Here is a 19056-nt window from a genome sequence, read left to right as displayed (position 1 = left end):
GCGTCGGTATGCTTCCGGCGGAAGCATTCCCCGGAACAATGCCTTTTCTGCACAGGTACGATACGCGCCCGCAGGTTATCCGGCATGGCAACCTGCCTTACAAATGCAGAACGCGCACGGCCACCTTATAGTCGCCGTGCGCGTCTTTTTCAAGCGAACACTGTATGCGCGGCCCTTTTGCAGGCCGAATCATTTAGTCGTCCAGCAGTTCCTTCAGAGAAGAACGAAGCGCTCCGCTGAGCTTCTCATCCTTGAGGCCGAAGTAGATACCGGCAGTCAGGTAATCGACCCAGTCGCCCGCGTCGAAGCGGCGGCCCTTCATCTTCACGGCCAGCATACCCTTTTCCTTCATATAGTCGGCCAGAGCGTCGGTAAGCTGGATTTCACCGCCCTTACCGGGCTTCACCTTGGCGATATAGTCGAAAATTTCCCGGGGCAGCACATAGCGGCCGACGATGGCGAGACGGGAATTCATGGAGCCTACGGCGGGCTTTTCCACCATGTCGGTGATGCGGTACACGCCGTCTTCCAGTTCTTCACCGGCAACCATGCCGTACTTGTCGATCTTGTCGGCAGGAACTTCCATCACGCCGATGGTGGGCATATTGTATTTTTCCGCAGCCTGCACGAGCTGCACCAGACCGGCATTGTCGCCCACCATGAAGTCGTCGCCCACCATGACGGCAAAGTATTCTTCCTGCACCATGGATTTGGCGCAACCGACGGCATGGCCCAGACCGAGCTGCTGCTTCTGACGCACGGCCATGACTTCCACCATGCTGGCGGCGTCCTGCACGGCCTTGAGCTGTTCGATCTTTCCGGCTTCGGCCAGCAGTTCCTCAAGTTCGATATTACGGTCAAAATGATCTTCCACCACGCATTTATGGCGGTTGGTCACGAAAATGACTTCCTGCACGCCGGCACGCACCGCTTCCTCAACAACATACTGAATCACCGGCTTGTTGTAGATGGGAAGCATTTCCTTAGGGATATTCTTGCTGGCGGGAAGAGAACGGGTACCCCATCCTGCGACAGGAAGAACGACTTTGCTTACTTTCATGACGACCTCACAAAACCTTGGAAAAAACCATTTACGGCGTCAGCCGTTTTCCAGAACAAAGCGGAAAACTCCCGCTTAAACACCTATATGCGGCAAGCCCGGCCCTATGGACCTGCGACCATAAAAGGCACTGTGACCGCAAAAAAAACCTTTTTCCATCTTATCAGCCGGATACGCATGATACGCAATCCTTTAAAATCAAGTTACACTTTTTTTTCGCTTACGTCCATAGATTCCTGCAATTGTAAAAAGAATGAAACAAAAAAAGTTCTTTTTCCTTTTTTATCTGCCGAATACCTGTACACTGTCAGAACATGACCATAACACTTGTTCTGCGCCGCACTCCCCGGAACAAACCATATCTGCAAAGAAACGCGGAAAAACGCCTGCGCAAAAAGGCCCCGGAATATATTCCGGGGCCTCAGCCGGCAAAATACTCTTTTTTCACCTTCGTATTACCGGAGATGGTTCTTCCTTTTTTCTGACCGGAAAACGCCCTGCAGCACGGAAGGCCGCCAGCCTTCCGGCCTGAGAGCGTCTTCCCGGGCGACTCAAAGCTGTACGCTTTCCCCGTCCTCGGGAATGAGAAAGCGTTCCTCAAACCCATGTTCCCGTATGAAGTCGCGCAGATGTGCTCTGTCGAGTCTTGCATGGTTCACGGCGTCCATATGCGTGGCGATGAGCTTCGCATAAGGAGCAGAAGCCGCCACCGCGGCCAGTTCCTCCGGTCCCATGAGTATGGGCGTACCGTCGTAAAACTGTGCCCAGGCCGCATTCAGCGCCACGATTTCCGGCCGGAATGTGGCCAGCGCGTCAACCACCCCCTGAAACCACACCGTATCCCCCGCAAGGTAGAATGTTTTTTCCCCTTCCGCGCAGAACACCACGCCGCAGGCCTTCGAGGGCAGACCAATAGCCGCGTAGTTGCGTTCCGCTGCCTCTCCGGCGCCGTGCAGCGCCGAAGTCCGGTACAGCTTCACCCCGCAGAACTCCACGCCTTCGGGCGTAAGCGCCGTGACATGCTTAAAGCCTGCGGCCCGCATATCCCCGGCCTCGGACTCATCCTGCGTGAAGACGGGCAGCTCCTTATCGAGCGCATCGCGCGCCGCCTCGTCAAAGTGATCGAAATGGTGCATGTGCGTGACGATGACGGCGTCCACGGCAACAATATCCTTGACGGGCAGAGGAAGCTCCACCAGCGGATTGGGAGTATTGTTGCACGGAGAGGGGACGGCAGGAAGCGTTCCCTTCCGGGCGAAGAACGGATCAATGAGAAAACGGCTGCCCTTGAAATCGATAATGGCGGTTGCACCGCGTATCTGCTGAAACGTCATGTTCTTTCTCCTGAATGAAGTGTATGTCCGCGCTGTGAGCGGACGGTTTCCGCCGGACGAGGAAAACGCCCCTTCTCTTCGCAGCCCCCTGCTTTCCGGCTTTCTCCGCTTTCTGTACGGAGAAAGGCGGAAGCGGGCCTCCCTTCCGGCGCATACCGGGGGCTGCGGTTCTTTTTCTGTCAAAAAGCTATTTCCTTGCCGCCCGCAGACCGTTGGCCACCACGACAAGAGCGGTGCCCACGTCGGCGAACACGGCCATCCACATGGTGGCGCAGCCGCTGAAGGTAAGGACGAAGAACAGCGCCTTCACGCCCAGGGCCAGAGCGATATTCTGCACAAGAATGGCATAGGTTGCCCGCGAGAGACGGATGAACCTGGGAATTTTGCGCAAATCGTCGTCCATAAGGGCCACATCGGCGGTTTCCATGGCGGTATCGGTACCTCCGCCCGCCATGGCGAAGCCTATGTCCGCACGGGCCAGAGCCGGAGCATCGTTGATGCCGTCGCCCGCCATGCCCACCTTGCCCCCGCGGGACGCAAGTTTTTCCACGGCGTGCAGCTTGTCTTCCGGCAGAAGACCGGCGAAATATTCCTCCACCCCGGCCTGCGAGGCGATGACGCGCGCCACCTTCTCGTTATCGCCGGTAAGCATGACGGTATGCACGCCAAGTTCCTTCAGTTCCCGCACCGCCTGCCTGCTGCTCTCCCGCATGGTGTCGGCCACGGCGAAAAGCGCAAGCACACCCTTTGCACCGGCAAGAAGCACCACGGTCCTGCCCTGTTCTTCCAGAGACGAAACGCGCGCCTCAAGCTCGGGAGCATTCAGCCCCAGCCCCGTCATCATGCGGTAGCTGCCGAGATGATAGAGCGTGCCGTCCACCTTTCCGCGCACGCCCTGCCCGGGAACGGCTTCAAATTCCTCCACGTTCAGAAGGTCGCTCTCCCGGCCCTCCGCCACGGCGCGGGAAACGGGATGATCCGACCGTGCGGCAAGACTTGCGGCAACAAGGAAGGTCCGACTATCCTCTTCCCCGCCCCAGGGAACCGTATCCGTCAGGCGCGGACGGCCATGGGTAAGCGTGCCCGTTTTGTCGAGGGCAAGGCAGCGCAGCAGCCTCCCCTGTTCCAGAAACATGCCGCCCTTCACCAGTATGCCGCTGCGCGTGGCCGCAGCCATGCCGCTCACGATGCTGACGGGGGTGGAAATCACCAGCGCACAGGGGCACCCTATGACCAGAAGCACCAGGGCGGTGTACACGGCGTCGCGCCAGGCCCAGCCCATGCCGAGGGGCAGAAACACCGCCGTCAGCAGGGAAAGCAGAAAGACTGCCGGGGTGTACCAGCGGGCAAAGGCATCCACGAAGCGCTGCATGGGCGCACGTCTCCCCTGAGCTTCTTCCACCGCATGGATGATGCGGGCCAGCGTGGTATCCGACGCGGCCGCCGTCACCTCGAATTCAAAGGAACCCGATGTATTGATGGTTCCGGCAAACACGGTATCGCCCTCGCACTTCTCCACGGGAATGCTTTCCCCGGTGATGGGAGCCTGATTCACGGCGGAATGACCGCTGCGGATCACGCCGTCCAGCGCCACCCTCTCGCCGGGCCGTACCCGGACGAGGCTCCCCATGGGAATGGAGCGTATGTCCGTTTCCACCCAGGAACCGTCGGCACGGCGCATGGTGGCCTTTTCCGGGGAAAGCGCCAGAAGTTTGCCTATGGCACGGCGCGCCTTGTTGAGGGCACGGGCTTCGATGGCCTCGGATATGTTGAAAAGCACCATGACCATGGCGGCTTCGGGGTACTGCCCGATGAGCACGGCGCCGGTAACGGCCACGGACATGAGGGCGTTGATGTTGAGGTTGAGGTTGGAAACGGCCAGCCAGCCCTTGCGATAGGTGCCGAGGCCGCCGAGAAGTATGGCCGCCAAGGCGAACAGCAGCGGCAGCGCCCCCGTAAAGGAAGAGGATTCCGCGCTTTCCGTCCATGCAAGGGCAAGCTCCGTGGCTTCGGAAAGCGCCGCGAATACGCCCGCTGCGGCAAGCCGCTTCCAGGCAATGGGCGTTTCCGCCACGGGAGAGGGGCCGGCCCCGGCCTTTCCCAGCTTTTCGGGAACCATGTCTATGGAAACAAGCGCCTCTTCAATGACATGGGTGGAAGGCAGCGTGTGGCGTACGGTAAGCACCCGCTGCATGAGATTGAACTCCAGCTCCGTAATTCCCTGTACGGAGGAAAGGCGCTTTCGTATGAGTGCCTCTTCCATGGGGCAGTCCATGTTCATGATGCGGTACACGGCCACCGTGTCTGAGGCCGCCGCCAGCACGGATGCATCCACAGGCTCCGCTGCGGCATGATCGTGCCCGCAGGTACAGCCTTCATGCTGATGACCGTCATGCGCGTGATGATCGTGAACGTGATGTGCGTCCTTATCCAGCCGTTCCTTTTCTTCGGCAAAAGGCCTCAGGGTGAAGGCCTGTGCACAGGCGCAGCCGCCCGCTTCGCCGGAAGATATCTGTTTGTCGTTCATACTGATGCTCCTTGTTGGATTCAACGTAGTGTCTATAGGGACTATAGAGTCAAGCATTTTTCAAAATTTTTTTTCACACGGAACATTTCGTTCGCACAAGCATGGAAAAAAACTCTCCGCTTGACTTCGAGGCTTCCGCAGCTATCATGAATCATTATCATTCCATCATCAGAGGGATGCCATGCCGCTGAAAATCGGAGAACTTGCCAAAGCTACGGGCTGCCAGGTCGTCACCATACGCTACTATGAAAAGGAAGGACTTCTTCCCCGGCCGGAACGCACGGGCTCCAATTACCGCCTGTACGGGGAGGAAGACGTGGAGCGGCTTCACTTCATCCGCCGCTGCCGACTCCACGGCATGAATCTGGCCGAAATACGCGATCTGCTCGCCTTCAAGGACAACCCCACGGTAAGCTGCGCGTGGATCAACGACCTGGTGGAAAAACACATTGCCGACGTCGAGGAACAGATAGCCTCCCTTGAGCACCTCAAAAGGCATCTGGAAGCGCTGCGCCTGAGCTGCGGGGGCGACCGGGGCGAGGGGTGCGGCATTATTCACAGCCTGAACCACGGTGATCCCTGCCCCTTCTGCGACTCCCGGCAATGCCGCATTGCCGGGCACATGGGCGAACCCTTGCATGCCCATGAAGAAAAGGAAGAAAAAAAGCAGCCCGAAAGCAGAAAAAAATAATACTTCCCCCCTGCCTGCCCGGGCCCGGCAAAGGGTCGAACGGTTCATGGAGGCCGTGCCCCCGGAAAACGGCAGCATGCGCGCCGTAAAAGCTGCGTTCCCCGCCTCTGCCGCCTTGCGGGCGGCCTGCAAAGCGTTCCCTTGCGGCAGAGCCGCCCTCTTCTCCCCCGGGGCGACGCGCGGCGCGGTCTTGCGCGAGATGCCCGCTTATCGTACCATTGCCCGGCCTGCGGGAAGATTCCTTCCCGCGCAAAAGGAAGGAAGATATGAGTTTTCTCAAAGCAAGCACCAGCTTCACACGCTTTCGCATCATTGACGACGTCCCCGCCGACCTGTGGCCCGCCATTCCCGAAAAGCTCCGTCAGTTCGCCTTTCTGGACATCGACGACATTGCCGAGGAGCGCGCCTTCGGCTGGACCAATTTCGACGACATGCTCGATACGGAATGGAAGCTGAGCCCGCCGGAAAAAGCCGATTACCTGACCTTTTCCCTGCGGCTCGACACCCGGCGCATTCCCCCTGCCGTACTGCGCAAGCATACGCGCATAGCGCTCAGGGAAGAAGAAGCCCGCATCAAGGAACTGGGCAAGAAGTTCATTCCGCGCGACCGGAAAAAGGAAATCGGCGAACAGGTGAAGCTGCGCCTCATGGGGCGTTTCCTGCCCATTCCCGCAGAATTTCAGGTTGTGTGGAACACGCGTACGGGAAGAGTGTATTTCGCCTCTACGCAGACGAAGATGATCGAGCTTTTCCTCGACCTCTTCACCCGCTGCTTCGATCTGCGTCTTGAGCAGCTTGTTCCCTGCGCCCTGGCGCTTTCCCTGCTCGGCGAACAGTGTTCCGACAAGCTGGACGCCGTGGAAGGCACGCGGTTCATTCAGGGCGAGTAGCCTCCGCTCCGTCGAACGCGGGCGACGCATACGGCCCGGCACGGAAAGACCCGAAGGACGCATCATCACGCTTTCCGCATGGGCGGCATCCTTTCCGGCATGAACAGCACACTTCGACCTGCCTTGTCATACCGGAAGAAGTGCTCTCCGAAGAACCGGCGTGGCCGCACGACGTGTCCCGTCCCTCCGGCGGGCTTTTGCCCGCGCATACGCACCTTCATCTGAAAACTCTTTCAAAGGCATCCCGTTATGGCAGAAATAGGTTACATCGGAGAAAATACCGATCTCATTCTGGGCCAGGAATTCCTTACCTGGCTGTGGTTCCGCAGTGAAACCGGCAACGTGTTCCGCATGGAAACGCCGGAACACCGCGGAGAACCCTTCACCGTGGCCATGGAACAGCGCATCGTGGTGCGCGGCGGCGAAGGCGAAAACCAGGAAACCGCCACCGTGGTGGGTTCCTTCTCTCCCCTGCGCGAAGCCAGGCTCGGACTGCTGACGGGCAAGCAGGTCGTCCGCGCCCTGGTACGGCTGGAAAAGGACGGCATGGACTGGCAGGTCACGCTGAAGGCTGAGGACTTCAGCATCAATTCCCTGCGTACGCCCCCCATTTCCAAGGAAGACGCAGCCGAAGACCCGGACGCCGTTTTTCTGGAAAAAATCTATCTGCTCGATCAGGCGCTGGACATGCTGGATGAAATGTTCCGGCAGTTCCTTACGCTGCGCCTCTCCCCCGCCGCCTGGCAGACCGAGGCAAAGGCCGTTGCCGAATGGATGCGCCACGACATCAGCCGGGGGAGCATGCAACCCGGAGACTGAGTTTTGCCGTGACCGGCGCGCTTCTGCGCGCCGGTCTTCTTAGAGCATTTTTCGTTTGAAGTGCTTCGTCTTTCAAACCATGCGGCCTGTCGTTTTTGCGGAAAAAGCGCGGTTTTTCCGCTCACTGGCCGGGCGGCGCTGCGCCGCCTTGCGCTTTACTTTTCAAAGGTAAAACGCTCCAAAGGAAACAACCTATGAAGAACACCCCGATTTCAGGCGGAACCTCACGCTGGAAGGCTCTGGCCGTCCGCGCCGCCCGCAAAACGCTGTGGATGCTGCTTGTGCTGTGGGGCATCACGCTGGTGAGCTTCTTCGTCATCCATCTTGCTCCGGGCACGCCCACCGACATGCAGACCAGCCTGAACCCGCTGGCGGGCGATATGGTGCGCGAACGCCTGAACGCGCTGTACGGACTGGACCGGCCGCTCTGGGAACAGTATGTGGACTGGCTGAGCCGTCTCATCCGGCTCGACTTCGGCATTTCCCTTTCCAGCGATGCGCGCCCGGTTATGGAAAAAATCATGGAACGCCTGCCCCTTACCGTGGGCATGAACGTGATTTCCCTGCTGCTCACCCTGCTTGTTTCCATTCCCATCGGCATCGTCTCGGCGGTGAAGCGCGGTTCTCTGCTCGACAGGGCGCTCACCGTGCTCGTTTTTCTGGGCTTTGCCATGCCCAGCTTCTGGCTGGCCATGCTGCTCATGCTCTACTTCGGCATTGATCTCGGCTGGCTGCCCCTTTCCGGCCTCACCTCTCTCGATTACGCGCAGCTTTCCCCTCTGGGTAAGGTGCTGGACATAGCAAAGCACCTCACCCTGCCCATTCTTGTGGGCCTTGTGGGCAGCATTGCGGGAACGTCGCGCTTTCTGCGTTCCTCCATGCTGGAAGTGCTGCGTCAGGACTATATGACCACGGCCCGCGCCAAGGGCCTGCCCGCAAGGCTGGTCATAGGCCGCCACGCCCTGCGCAACGCTCTTCTGCCCGTCATCACCATGCTCGGGCTTTCCGTTCCGGGACTCATCGGCGGCAGCGTCATCATTGAAACCATCTTCGCCCTTCCGGGGCTCGGCCAGCTCTTCTATGCCGCCGTCATGGCGCGCGACTATCCCCTCATCATGGGGAACCTCGTTCTCGGCGCCGTGCTTACCCTGCTCGGCAACATGCTGGCCGACGCGGGCTACAGCCTGGCCGATCCGCGCATCCGGGCCACGGCAAAACAGGGGGGCAAGGCATGAAGACCGGTCTGAAACGCCACGGTATGTTCCTTACCGGGCTCGCCATCGTGCTCACCATGAGCGTTCTCGCCCTGCTCGCCCCCTGGCTGGCCCCCTTCGACCCCGCAGCCTTGAACCTCGACCAGATACTCATGCCTCCTTCGGCGGAGCACCTCCTCGGTACCGACGAACTCGGCCGCGACGTGCTCTCCCGCCTGCTTTACGGCGCGCGCGTCTCTCTGTGGGTGGGCTTTGTGGCCGTGGGCATTTCCACCGCCATCGGCATTGTGCTGGGGCTTGCCTCAGGCTACTTCGGCGGCTGGACCGATGAACTCATCATGCGCGGTGTGGACGTGATGCTCTGCTTTCCGTCCTTCTTTCTCATTCTTGCCGTCATCGCCTTTCTGGAACCGAGCCTGACCAACATCATGGTGGTCATAGGACTTACCTCGTGGATGGGGGTGGCGCGTCTTGTGCGGGCCGAAACGCTTTCGCTGCGGGAACGGGACTTCATCGCCGCTTCCAGACTTGCCGGAGCCTCCTCCGTCCGCCTGCTGTTCGTGCATATTCTGCCCAATGCCCTCGCCCCCGTGCTGGTTTCCGCCACGCTGGGCGTTGCCGGGGCCATCCTTGTAGAATCCTCCCTCAGCTTTCTGGGCCTCGGGGTACAGCCTCCCGACGCAAGCTGGGGCAACATGCTCATGGACGGCAAGAACACGCTGGAAATAGCCCCCTGGCTCTCTCTGTATCCCGGCCTTGCCATACTCGTCACCGTACTCGGCTACAATCTGCTCGGCGAAAGCCTGCGCGACATGCTGGACCCGAGGCTGAGGGAACGCTAGCCGCTTTTCCCCACAAAAAAAGCCCCCTTTCCGGGGGCTTTTTTCATAAGCAGCGTAGAAAAACATCACCAGTGGCGGTCGTCATGATTCCGTTCCTGCTGATTGCCGTAAATACCGCCCGCCAGAGCGCCGAGGCCGCCGCCGATAAGCGCGCCGGTGGTGCCGCTGCCGCCTGTCAGTGCGCTGATGCCGCCGCCGATCAGCTCGATGCCGGCTGACCCGGCCAGCGCGCCCTGCTGCGTCCTTGTCATGTTGGTGCAGCCCGTAAAGCCGAAGGCCAGGGCGCCGATCAGAACAATAACGGGGATTTTCTTCATGATTTCTTCTCCCGCAAAAAAGACATTAGCGCAGGGCGCGGCCCCGGCCTTCCGGGGCGGGGGCCCGGAGGAGGCGGAGGGGGAGGCGGAGCCGCATCCGCACGAAGAGGCAGCAGAGGAGCCGTCATACCGGCAGCGATCAGACCGGCCAGCGAACAAAGAAAGGTACGTCTGTTCATAGCCATAACTTCACCTCATCCTGTTTTCAGGGCGGACAGGATAGTGATTTAATACTCCACGGCCACATGTTTAGCAAGCGGCGAAAAAACGCGCCTTTCCGGAACACGAACAAAATATCCATGAAAACCGGATTGTTGGCCTCTTTCTTTCAACGCGGCGAGATCTGTAACATCGCCTTGCAAAGTCTTTCCGTGAAGTTCCGGCTGCATCGTACCGGAAAGACGCGCACAGGGATATGATGTTTTTTCCTCTCTGCCGGGGCGGCCCCCTTTTTCCCCAGGCGGCAGATGCGCTTTCCGGGGAAAACATGCCCCGCGCTCATCTGAGGCAGGAGGCGGCCGGTATGGGAAAACGCGCACCGGTCCGTTGCCAAAAAAGCGAGGCCGGAACCGGAATGCCCGGAACCGGCCTGAACGCCCCGCCTGCACGGAAAACGCCCGTCAGAAATTCCCCCTCCGGGGGCTATCCGTTTTCCTCTCCCGGATAATTTTCCATGGAACCCTGAAGCCACAAAACGCCGACCAGATCGTCGCCGATCTGCGGGACATAGCCTTTCAGCGTATGTTCCGCCGCATAAACATATCCCTGCACGGAACGCTCGCCGGCCCCTGCGAAGAGCGTAAGCAGCCGAAGAAAACGTCTCCCCAGGAACTCCACTTCCTCCATGGCGAGGACCGGCCCCTGAAACGCCCAGACCCCCACCACTTCCGTAGGCAGCATGGCGCCCTTGCCGTGGAACGACAGCTCCTCGGGATGAAAATCGCCAGCCTTCTTCTCGGGGTGCGCACGGAGAAAGACCTTCAGCGCGGCATCGCAGGCCGCCGTTCCCGGCACGAGCTCCACTTCCTCCCTTTCCGCCTTACGCAGGGAAAAGGCCAGCGCAGCCACATGGAACACGGCCTTCGCCCCGAACTGCAACTGCGGAACATGCTGAAAGAAACCGGAAAGGAAAAAAGCCAGCGGAGTCTGAAGGCGCGTGTCGCGCGCGGCCACCACACCGGAAATACCGTTGGACCATATATGCGCCTGCTCTATGCGGGACTCCACGGGAAGCCCTTCGAAAGCCGGATATCCGCCCACGAAGTCCGCCTTGCCCTTGCCCTGCCCCATGACGATGTGGGAATGAATGCTGATGCCCCCCGACGAAGGAGAAGCGAGAAGCAGCACGCTGGAACCGTCCTTTCTGTGCATGACCGGTCCCCGGGCCGTACTTTTTTCAAACAGCCCCTGCAGCATACCCACATATTCCCTGCTTCCCCCCGGGAAAAAAGCAGACCATACATCGCCGAGTCCCTCGAAATGCCTGCCCATGAAGGCCGAGGAAGGCCCTTCGTTGTCGGGAGCGGAATCGCTGGAGGTGTTGTTTCTGATCAGAGGCTGTTTCGCCGTCGTGCTGCTGTGTCTGCGGCCTCCGAAAAACTTGCCCGATATGGCCATGATCTCTCCTTCTCTTCAAGGGATGGCTTTGAAACGGTATGCTGCAGGAAAGGATACGGACTTTTGGCCGTAAAGCGTCCCGTCTTGGCCGGGGCGCTGAAGACGGCCGCATGTCGCCTTCTTTCTACGCCTGCATTCCGGCGAAGACGTATGGTACACGCAATCGTTTCCGGCGAAAAGTCCCTTACCGGTGATGACGCAGGGCGCGCAGACTGAGAATCACCCCCAGAATGTTGAGGGAGCCGAAAAGCAGCAGCGCGTAACGCATGGCATGAAGAAACAGACCTGCGCTTTCCAGCGTCACGGCGGTATCGCCCATGAACAGACCTATGGTGCAGGACATGATGATATGGCTCATCAGCCCCCCCATGGTGCGGAGGCAGCCGAGCAGACCGGAAGCCACCGACATTTCCTCTCTGGGCACGTTGCCCAGCGTGGCCGCCATGTTGGGGGCCGCAAAAAAGGCCGCCCCCACGCCAAGCACCGCCTGACTGACCACCACCTGCCATACGGGACTGTGTTCGCCGAGCAGCATGAGGCTCAGGATGCTCACGCCGCACCCCGCCATGCCCGCCGTGGATACAATGCCGGGGTGATATTTGTCGGCCAGCCTTCCGGCCAGCGGAGAAAACACGGTCTGGCACAGGCTCTGCACCATGAGCACCATGCCTGCATGAAAGGCGTTGAGGCCCAGAATCTGCTGAAGATACAGGGAAAAGAAGAGGGAAAGCCCCATGAAGGAACCGTAGTTGATGAACACGGCCGCCATGCCGTCGGGCAGGCCGGGGACCTTGGCCAGCAGCTTCAAATCGAGCATGGGATCGGCCGCCGTCCATTCTCTCCGTACGAAAACGGCCATGAGGCACAGCCCTGCGGGCAGCAGCGCGACCACCGCAGGGTGCAGAAAGGAACAGGTCGCCCCCATGGTCACACAGAAAAGCCCGCCTGCGCCGAGAGCTGCACTTTTCACGTCGAAGGAACGGCGCGCCCCTTCTCTGGGCATTTCGGGAATGACGTATCGCAATAGCGTCCACTCCACCAGACTGAGCGAAGCGATGATGAAGAACACCAGACGCCAGCCGAAAAGTTCCGAAAGTCCGCCGCAGGCCAGAGGCCCTATGGCCAGCCCCAGGTACACCGCCGATACCACGATGCTGATCACCTGCCCCCGGATATTCGCGGGGGCCAGCGTCACACTCAGCGTGGTGACGGCGCAGGAAATGGTTGCGGCGGCCACACCCTGGGCAAAACGCAGGGGAACAAGCACCCCCATGGCGGGGGCAAGCCCCATGCAGGCGCAGAACAGACAGAAACACCCCACTCCCACAAGCAGCGTACGCTTGACGCCGAACATGTCGGCAACCCTGCCGCTCAACATGTGGGAAATGGACTGGCCGAGATTATAGCACACCATCACGAGAGAAAGCGCAACGGCCGAAGCTCCCAGCGACTCGCCTATGGAAGGCAGCATGGCGGCCACGCCGCTCATGAGAAAGGGGGCGAACAGATTTCCCGTCCAGAGGGCGGCAATGACACTTTTTAAATGCAACGACGAAGGATTCTGCTGAATATCGAACATGGTCTGACTCCTTCCCTCCACCCTATGCCAAACGACGGCGGCTGGAAAGATTTCGCCGGAACTTCGTGAAACAGCTCTCAATATCATATCCGACGCCCAAGCTTCCGGCTCATTTCAGCCCCCGACGGAAGCATTCCCTCAGCCTGCTCCTCCCGACCGGCCGGATCGCATGAAAAGCCTGCAATCCTTCCGGGCGACGGAACCTGCCCTGCTCCGGCGGGCATCCCCTTCTTTTGAAAAGCCTCTCACACCGGCATCGGCAAATGCCCGTTCCCGTTTCCCGGCCGTTTTGCGCAAGGGCAGTGCCGCAGCCCCACGAACGCGACATAAATGGGGTCCCACCGGCATAGCCGGTGGTTCCTCTTGTGCGCCTGTAAGGCTTTCTTACCAGCCGCGCCCTGGCAGGCGCATGTACGGTCTGACATCTGCATTTCTGTTACCGGCGGCCCGTAAACGGGCTTCCGGCGTATGGGATGCTCAGATGATCTCCGTGTTTATCCTCGGCCAGTTGATGCCTGATGTACTCAGCTATCTTTGCCTTATTCTTACCTACCGTGTCGACATAGTAACCACGGCACCAGAACTCCCGATTACGATATTTGAACTTCAGCTCACCGAACTGCTCATATATCATCAGGCTGCTCTTTCCTTTCAAATATCCGACAAACGCCGATACACTCATCTTGGGCGGTATCTCTAGCAACATATGGATATGGTCGGGACAACATTCTGCTTCTACTATGCTCACTCCCTTCCACTCACATAATTTCCGCAATATTTCTCCTATGGCCCTTTTCTTCTCTCCATAGAAAACCTGTCGGCGATATTTTGGTGCAAAGACTATGTGATATTTACAGTTCCATTGCGTATGCGCTAACTTCTTTGTGTCACCCATTGTGACCTCCTTTTGATTTGCTTGTGGGCGCAATTGCCAGACCGCACCTCCTGCTTGGCAAATCAAAAGGAGTGTTTATCACATACCCATAACTATAAGTTTTCGGGAACCCCCAGCCTAGCTGGGGGTTTTCTTTTAACCAAAAAAGAAGGGAGGAAAAATCCTCCCTCCTCTTCATCAAAGCATTCCCGCAATCGTCATGCGGTCTTTTTCTCTTCCATCACCAGTCCGAGCAGCTCATCAATGGTATCCACGGTATGGATTTCCATCCTGCGCCTCAGGTCCGCCGGAATCTCTTCCAGATCCTTGGCATTCTGTGCAGGAATGACGGCCCTCTTCAGACCTCTGGCCACCGCACCGAGTATTTTTTCCTTGATGCCGCCCACGGGCAGCACCCTGCCTCGCAGCGTGATTTCCCCGGTCATGCAGGTATCGCCGCGCACGGATCTTCCGGTAAGCGCGGAAACCAGGGCGGAAACCAGCGTCACACCGGCGGAAGGCCCGTCCTTGGGCGTAGCGCCTGCAGGCACATGGATATGAATGTCCAGTTTCTGGGAAAACTCGGGATCGATGCCCAGCTCTTCCGCATGGGAACGGGCGTAGGTCACGGCGGCCTGCGCGCTTTCCTTCATCACATCGCCGAGCTGCCCGGTAAGCAGCAGCGCCCCCTTGCCCTGCATGGTGCTCACCTCGACATGGAGCACTTCGCCTCCGGCCTGAGTCCAGGCAAGGCCCAGAGCCACTCCGGGCAGAAGCTCCGTTTCCTTTTCCTCGTCAAGGAAACGCGGCGCGCCCAGAAGTTTCCCCACCAGCGCGGGCGTCACGGTAAACGGGGGCTTCTCCCCTTCCGCCTTGCGCCGTGCAAGCTTGCGGCAGATGGCGCCTATCTGGCGCTCCAGAGCGCGCAGACCGGCTTCACGCGTATATCCGCGGATCACGCGGGCCAGGGCATTGTCCCGGAACACCACGTCCCCTTCCTTCAGGCCGTTTTCCGCCACCTGTCTCCGTATGAGATAGCTGCGGGCGATGGAGAGCTTTTCCTGCTCCGTATAGCCGGAAAGGGAAATGATCTCCAGCCGGTCCAGCAGTGCCGGAGGAATGGTGTCGAGCTGATTGGCCGTACACAGAAAGAGCACCTTGGAAAGGTCGAATTCCAGATTCAGATAATGATCGCTGAAATGGGAATTCTGTTCCGGGTCCAGCGTTTCCAGAAGCGCGGAAGAAGGATCGCCCCGGAAGTCGTTGCCGAGTTTGTCGATTTCATCCAGCACGATGACGGGATTGCGCGTGCCCGCCTGCCGTATGGCCTGAATGATGCGCCCGGGCATGGCGCCGATGTAGGTACGCCGGTGCCCGCGTATTTCCGCTTCGTCGCGCATACCGCCCAGGGAAATACGCTGGAACTTGCGGCCGAGCGCACGGGCGATGGAACGCCCGAGAGATGTCTTGCCCACGCCAGGAGGCCCCACGAAACACAGCACAGGCCCCTTGGAATCGGGGTTCAGCTTGCGCACGCTCAAGAATTCAAGAATCCTGTCCTTGACCTTTTCAAGGCCGAAATGATCTTCATCGAGAATGGCGGCAGCCTTCACGATGTCGAGCCGGTCGCGGGACATCTTCTTCCACGGCAGTTCCGCCAGCAGATCAAGGTAGGTGCGCACCACGGTGGCTTCTGCGGAATCGCCGTGCATGGAGGCGAGACGGCGCAGCTGCTTGTCGGCCTCACGCCGGGCTTCGGGCGGAAGGCCGGCCTTGTCCAGCGCCTTTTTCAGGGCTTCGTTCTCGTCCTCCTCATCGCCGCCGTCGCCGAGTTCCTTATGAATCGCCTTGAGCTGCTCGCGCAGGAAATAATCTCTCTGCGCCTTGTCCATGCCCTCGCGCGCCATGCTCTGGATGCGCGCCTGCATGGTGGCGACCTCCACCTCGCGCAGAAGGTGCTCGTTCACCCGGCGCAGGCGCTCCACGGGATCGAGACATTCCAGAAGAGCCTGAGCCTCCTCAATGCGCAGTCGCATATTGGCGGCAATGATGTCGGCCAGACGGCCCGGCTCATGCACGGAGTTGAGAACATTCATGATTTCGCCGGAAGGAAGCCCGCGCAGATGCAGTATTCTGTCGCTCTGCTCCCTTGCGGAACGCAGCATGGCCTCAAGCTCCACATCGGAAACCTCGCTCTGCGTCTCTTCCAGCAGGCGCACGCGGGCCAGGAGTATGGGGCCGTCGCTGTCGAACTCCTCCACATGGGCGCGCGTAAGGCCCTGCACCAGCAGTTTGACCTGCCCGTCGTTCATCTTGATCATGCGCAGAATCATGACCACGGAACCCACGGAATACAGATCTTCCGGGCCGGGTTCGTCGGTGGAGCCTTCGCGCTGGGTGCAGAGCAGAAGATACCTGTTTCCGTTCAGGGCGAATTCCACGGTGTCCATGGCCTTTTCACGGCCTTCAAACAGAGGCACGATCATGGAATTGAACACCACGCTGTCGCGCAGGGGCAGTACGGGCAATACGGAGGGAATGGCGGGAGCCTGGTCGTCGGTCTCGCCGGAGGCGTTTCCGTCCCGCTCTTCTCCGCCGCCGTCATGCCCGTTGTCGCGGGCCTTCGCGGGGGAATCTTCCTCTTGTTGTTCCAGCATATTGTTCTTGTCGTCTTCCGGCACTGCGGAAAGCGTCTTTTGCGTATCGCTCATGCTATCCTCGTTCGGGCAGTTCCCGTACCTATCTTTTCGGCACTTCGATCCGGCGGTCCTGCATCATGCTGTAGGACGCCTCGGAAGTGATGATCACATGATCGTGCAGCAACAGGCCCAGATGCCGGAGCGCCAGGGCTATACGCCCGGTCAGCGCCTTATCCTCCTGCGAAGGCATGTATGCCCCGCCGGGATGGTTATGCATGAGAACAATGCTGCTTGCATGGTGCCTGACCATGAGCTCCACCACTTCCAGCGGTTCCAGAGCCACATGGTTGAGCGAACCGTGACGGATCTTTTTAAACATAAGCAGCCTGTTCTGTTTGTCCAGAAGCGCGATCCATACTTCTTCAACAACGCAATGGCCGAGACGCAGCCTGCCCATTTCGACAAGATCGGGCAGCGTCACGGGTCTTTTTCTTTGTACGTTGCTTTGGGAAGCGCGGGCAATGATTTCCCGCAGGACGGCAAGAAAACTATCAACGGCGGGACCGCAGCCTTCCACCTGGGCCAGCTCGTCCGCCGAAGCCCGGAGCAGCGCGCCGAAACCGTCGAAGCGCTGCAGAAGACGCTTGGCAAGAATTTTATTGTCGCGGCGAAGGTACACGCAGCCCAGAGCCAGTTCCAGCAGCTCATAGTCGGGCAGCGCGGAAGGTTCGGCAAGAAAGCGTTCGCGAAGGCGCTTCCTGTGCCCGGAACGAAGAGCCGACTCGGAAAGGGAATCGTCCTTTTTCATGGCGGGTCAGCGCATACGGGGCGCTTCTTCTCGGGAAGCGGCAAAAGTCAGGGAAAGATCGGCCACCAGTTCCTCCATGGCCTGCAGCGGCTGCCGCGCACCGCTCTTCACGGAGAATTCCGCCTTCCGCAGCGAGGAAAAAATGCGGGAAAGCCCCTCGAAACCGACACGGGCGGCAAGACGGCGCTTCTCATTTTCCACATACTGGGGCACGAACACCTTTTCCCCGGCATTCATCTGCCACAGAATGCGGGCCTCGCGCGCCATAAGGGTGAGCAGGGGAAAAAGCAGGGACTCTCCGCCGTCGCCCGCCTGCAGAAGCGTCTTCCATACGGAACGGGCATTGCCCGCTTCAAGCTGACGGATGATGTCGAAAATGACGGCTTCCGGCGTGAATTCCGTCATCTGCCGTACAAGATCCACGTCCACGGCGCCGTCGGGAGAAGCCAGAAAAAGCTGCTCCAGCGCGTTGTGAACGGCAAAGGCATCGGGAATAAGCATTTCCGAAAGGGTATTCACCGCTTCCGGCGTCATGCTCAGGCCCATGGCGGAAGCCTGTTTCTGCACATAGCGGCCGAGGGCCCGCGCCTCTATGCCTGCCGAACGCCATACCCACTGCTTTTTGTCGGCAAAGGCCAGACACTTGAGTTTGGCGATATGGGCCGGAAGTTTGGGCTGCCCTTTTTCCCACGCTCCTTCCAGGCAGAATACGGGCAGCACGCCGGAACGCGGCGTGCCCAGAGCCGCGGAAAGACGCTTCCACGTTTCGGCCGGAAGCTGTTCCGCACCGCGGACCACAAGCACGCGGGCACGGCCGTCCATGCCGATCAGGGTCAGCTTGTCCCAGAAACGGCGGTCCAGTCCCTCATCCGACCAGAAGACCTGCACACCGGGCATGTCTCCCCTGCAGGAGGCGACAAGCTCCCCCTCCACATACTCGCGCAGCAGCGCAGCGTCGGGGCAGATGCAGAAAAAGAAACCGGGCCTGTCCATAAATGCCTCTGAAGCGTTTGTTCCGTACCCGTACCTCTCCCCTTTTCTCCCCGAAGGCAGAAAAAAGGAGAATCCGGCCGGCAGAAGGATCAGAATTTCTGCTGCATACGGTCAAGCGCGCGGCGCAGGGCCTCCTTCAGGCCGTCGCGTATGGCGCTTGCCTCATCCACGGTCTCGAACCTGTCGAAATAGGAAACCACGCCGGAACGCCATACCACCGTCCCCGATTTGCCGCTGCGGACAATAAGTTCCAGCTGCACTTCGGTATCGCTGAGCAGGGTGTTGTCCACGCTGTTGGATATGGAGGAACGCACACGGAAGCCGGGCATGGTGATGGTGAGAAGATAATCGGCGTTTCCACTGTCCACCCAGCGGGCAAGACGGCGCAGGTTCACTTCGTCGCGCGTGAGACCGCGCAGATAATACTGAACCCAGGGGTACATGGTGACCTGCTCCACCTTGTCTATCCTGAGCGTCTGGTTTCCGTCGCCGAGCACGCTCACGGCGCGCGAACTGCCGGAGGAATAACCATCCAGCTCATAGCCGCAGCCGCCGGCAAAAAGGCCGAGGCAGCAGACGACAGCCGCCAGTCCTTTCCACGTTACCCTGGGTCCTTTCATCGACATTCCCTCATGATTCCCCTCCCCGCAGGCGGGGAACATTTCCGCAAATAACACATCCGTCGCTCGCCGGAACGGAGACTTCCGCACGGCAGGCCGCCGGTCCGCAGCGGGCCGCTGCGGGAAATATTGTTTTTCTTCCGCCCCTTCACCGGACACGAACGCCGGGGAAAAGCCACGCCCGGAGCACTGCTTTTTCTGCGAGGTCCGGCCTTCTCCGCAGAACAGGCGG

The 19056-nt window shown here is 59.6% G+C and carries 16 protein-coding genes; 5 read left to right on the top strand and 11 right to left on the bottom strand.

What is annotated here, in order from left to right; all coding sequences use genetic code 11:
• Nucleotides 1–193 precede the first annotated feature (193 nt).
• The 3 genes from galU to CZ345_RS06625 all read right to left on the bottom strand — a co-directional run bounded on the left by galU (nucleotide 194) and on the right by CZ345_RS06625 (nucleotide 4921).
• Complete coding sequence (gene galU / locus CZ345_RS06635; RefSeq protein ID WP_077072392.1) at nucleotides 194–1060, bottom strand: UTP--glucose-1-phosphate uridylyltransferase GalU; 867 nt, start codon at nucleotides 1058–1060, stop codon at nucleotides 194–196.
• 551 nt (nucleotides 1061–1611) lie between these two features.
• Complete coding sequence (locus tag CZ345_RS06630) at nucleotides 1612–2394, bottom strand: MBL fold metallo-hydrolase (RefSeq protein ID WP_077072391.1); 783 nt, start codon at nucleotides 2392–2394, stop codon at nucleotides 1612–1614.
• Between the two features lie 187 nt (nucleotides 2395–2581).
• Nucleotides 2582–4921 carry a heavy metal translocating P-type ATPase gene (locus CZ345_RS06625; RefSeq protein WP_083717192.1) on the bottom strand — a complete coding sequence of 780 codons (2340 nt, stop codon included), beginning with the start codon at nucleotides 4919–4921 and terminating at the stop codon, nucleotides 2582–2584.
• 181 nt (nucleotides 4922–5102) lie between these two features.
• Here CZ345_RS06625 and cadR point away from each other — a divergent pair, with 181 nt between their 5' ends.
• The 5 genes from cadR to CZ345_RS06600 all read left to right on the top strand — a co-directional run bounded on the left by cadR (nucleotide 5103) and on the right by CZ345_RS06600 (nucleotide 9377).
• On the top strand, nucleotides 5103–5612 hold the full coding sequence (cadR, locus tag CZ345_RS06620; RefSeq protein ID WP_077072390.1) for a Cd(II)/Pb(II)-responsive transcriptional regulator: 510 nt from the start codon (nucleotides 5103–5105) through the stop codon (nucleotides 5610–5612).
• Between the two features lie 266 nt (nucleotides 5613–5878).
• Nucleotides 5879–6502: a recombination-associated protein RdgC gene (locus tag CZ345_RS06615; protein WP_077072389.1), complete on the top strand. Its 624-nt coding sequence runs from the start codon at nucleotides 5879–5881 to the stop codon at nucleotides 6500–6502.
• Nucleotides 6503–6751: 249 nt separating this feature from the next.
• On the top strand, nucleotides 6752–7321 hold the full coding sequence (locus CZ345_RS06610; protein ID WP_077072388.1) for a hypothetical protein: 570 nt from the start codon (nucleotides 6752–6754) through the stop codon (nucleotides 7319–7321).
• Nucleotides 7322–7515: 194 nt separating this feature from the next.
• Nucleotides 7516–8556, top strand: a complete 1041-nt coding sequence (locus CZ345_RS06605) for an ABC transporter permease (protein WP_077072387.1) — start codon at nucleotides 7516–7518, stop codon at nucleotides 8554–8556.
• On the top strand, nucleotides 8553–9377 hold the full coding sequence (locus CZ345_RS06600; protein ID WP_077072386.1) for an ABC transporter permease: 825 nt from the start codon (nucleotides 8553–8555) through the stop codon (nucleotides 9375–9377). Before CZ345_RS06605 ends, CZ345_RS06600 begins: the two co-directional genes overlap by 4 nt.
• A 65-nt stretch (nucleotides 9378–9442) precedes the next feature.
• Here CZ345_RS06600 and CZ345_RS06595 read toward each other — a convergent pair whose 3' ends face one another.
• From CZ345_RS06595 to CZ345_RS06550, 8 genes are all read right to left on the bottom strand, one after another.
• A complete protein-coding gene (locus CZ345_RS06595; protein WP_077072385.1) occupies nucleotides 9443–9694 on the bottom strand; it encodes a cell envelope biogenesis protein OmpA in 252 nt (83 codons plus the stop codon).
• A 642-nt stretch (nucleotides 9695–10336) separates the two neighbouring features.
• Entirely contained in the window at nucleotides 10337–11311 is a 975-nt protein-coding gene (locus CZ345_RS06585; protein WP_077072383.1) for a hypothetical protein, read from the bottom strand.
• A 184-nt stretch (nucleotides 11312–11495) separates the two neighbouring features.
• The gene (locus tag CZ345_RS06580; RefSeq protein ID WP_077072382.1) at nucleotides 11496–12890 is read right to left on the bottom strand and encodes an MFS transporter; all 1395 of its coding nucleotides are present in this window, start codon (nucleotides 12888–12890) and stop codon (nucleotides 11496–11498) included.
• Nucleotides 12891–13326: 436 nt separating this feature from the next.
• Nucleotides 13327–13785 carry an IS200/IS605 family transposase gene (gene tnpA, locus CZ345_RS06575; RefSeq protein ID WP_077072381.1) on the bottom strand — a complete coding sequence of 153 codons (459 nt, stop codon included), beginning with the start codon at nucleotides 13783–13785 and terminating at the stop codon, nucleotides 13327–13329.
• Nucleotides 13786–13982: 197 nt separating this feature from the next.
• Entirely contained in the window at nucleotides 13983–16475 is a 2493-nt protein-coding gene (gene lon, locus CZ345_RS06565; RefSeq protein ID WP_077072379.1) for an endopeptidase La, read from the bottom strand.
• A gap of 28 nt (nucleotides 16476–16503) precedes the next feature.
• On the bottom strand, nucleotides 16504–17211 hold the full coding sequence (locus CZ345_RS06560) for a JAB domain-containing protein (protein ID WP_077072378.1): 708 nt from the start codon (nucleotides 17209–17211) through the stop codon (nucleotides 16504–16506).
• Between the two features lie 6 nt (nucleotides 17212–17217).
• Nucleotides 17218–18204, bottom strand: a complete 987-nt coding sequence (holA, locus tag CZ345_RS06555; protein ID WP_077072377.1) for a DNA polymerase III subunit delta — start codon at nucleotides 18202–18204, stop codon at nucleotides 17218–17220.
• An 89-nt stretch (nucleotides 18205–18293) separates the two neighbouring features.
• A complete protein-coding gene (locus tag CZ345_RS06550; protein WP_077072376.1) occupies nucleotides 18294–18824 on the bottom strand; it encodes a hypothetical protein in 531 nt (176 codons plus the stop codon).
• Nucleotides 18825–19056 lie beyond the last annotated feature (232 nt).

Origin of the sequence: Mailhella massiliensis, assembly GCF_900155525.1 — a bacterium.
GTDB lineage: Bacteria > Desulfobacterota > Desulfovibrionia > Desulfovibrionales > Desulfovibrionaceae > Mailhella > Mailhella massiliensis.
The sequence above is the reverse complement of the archived record's forward strand: the minus strand, read 5'-3'. Positions and strand labels throughout refer to the sequence as shown.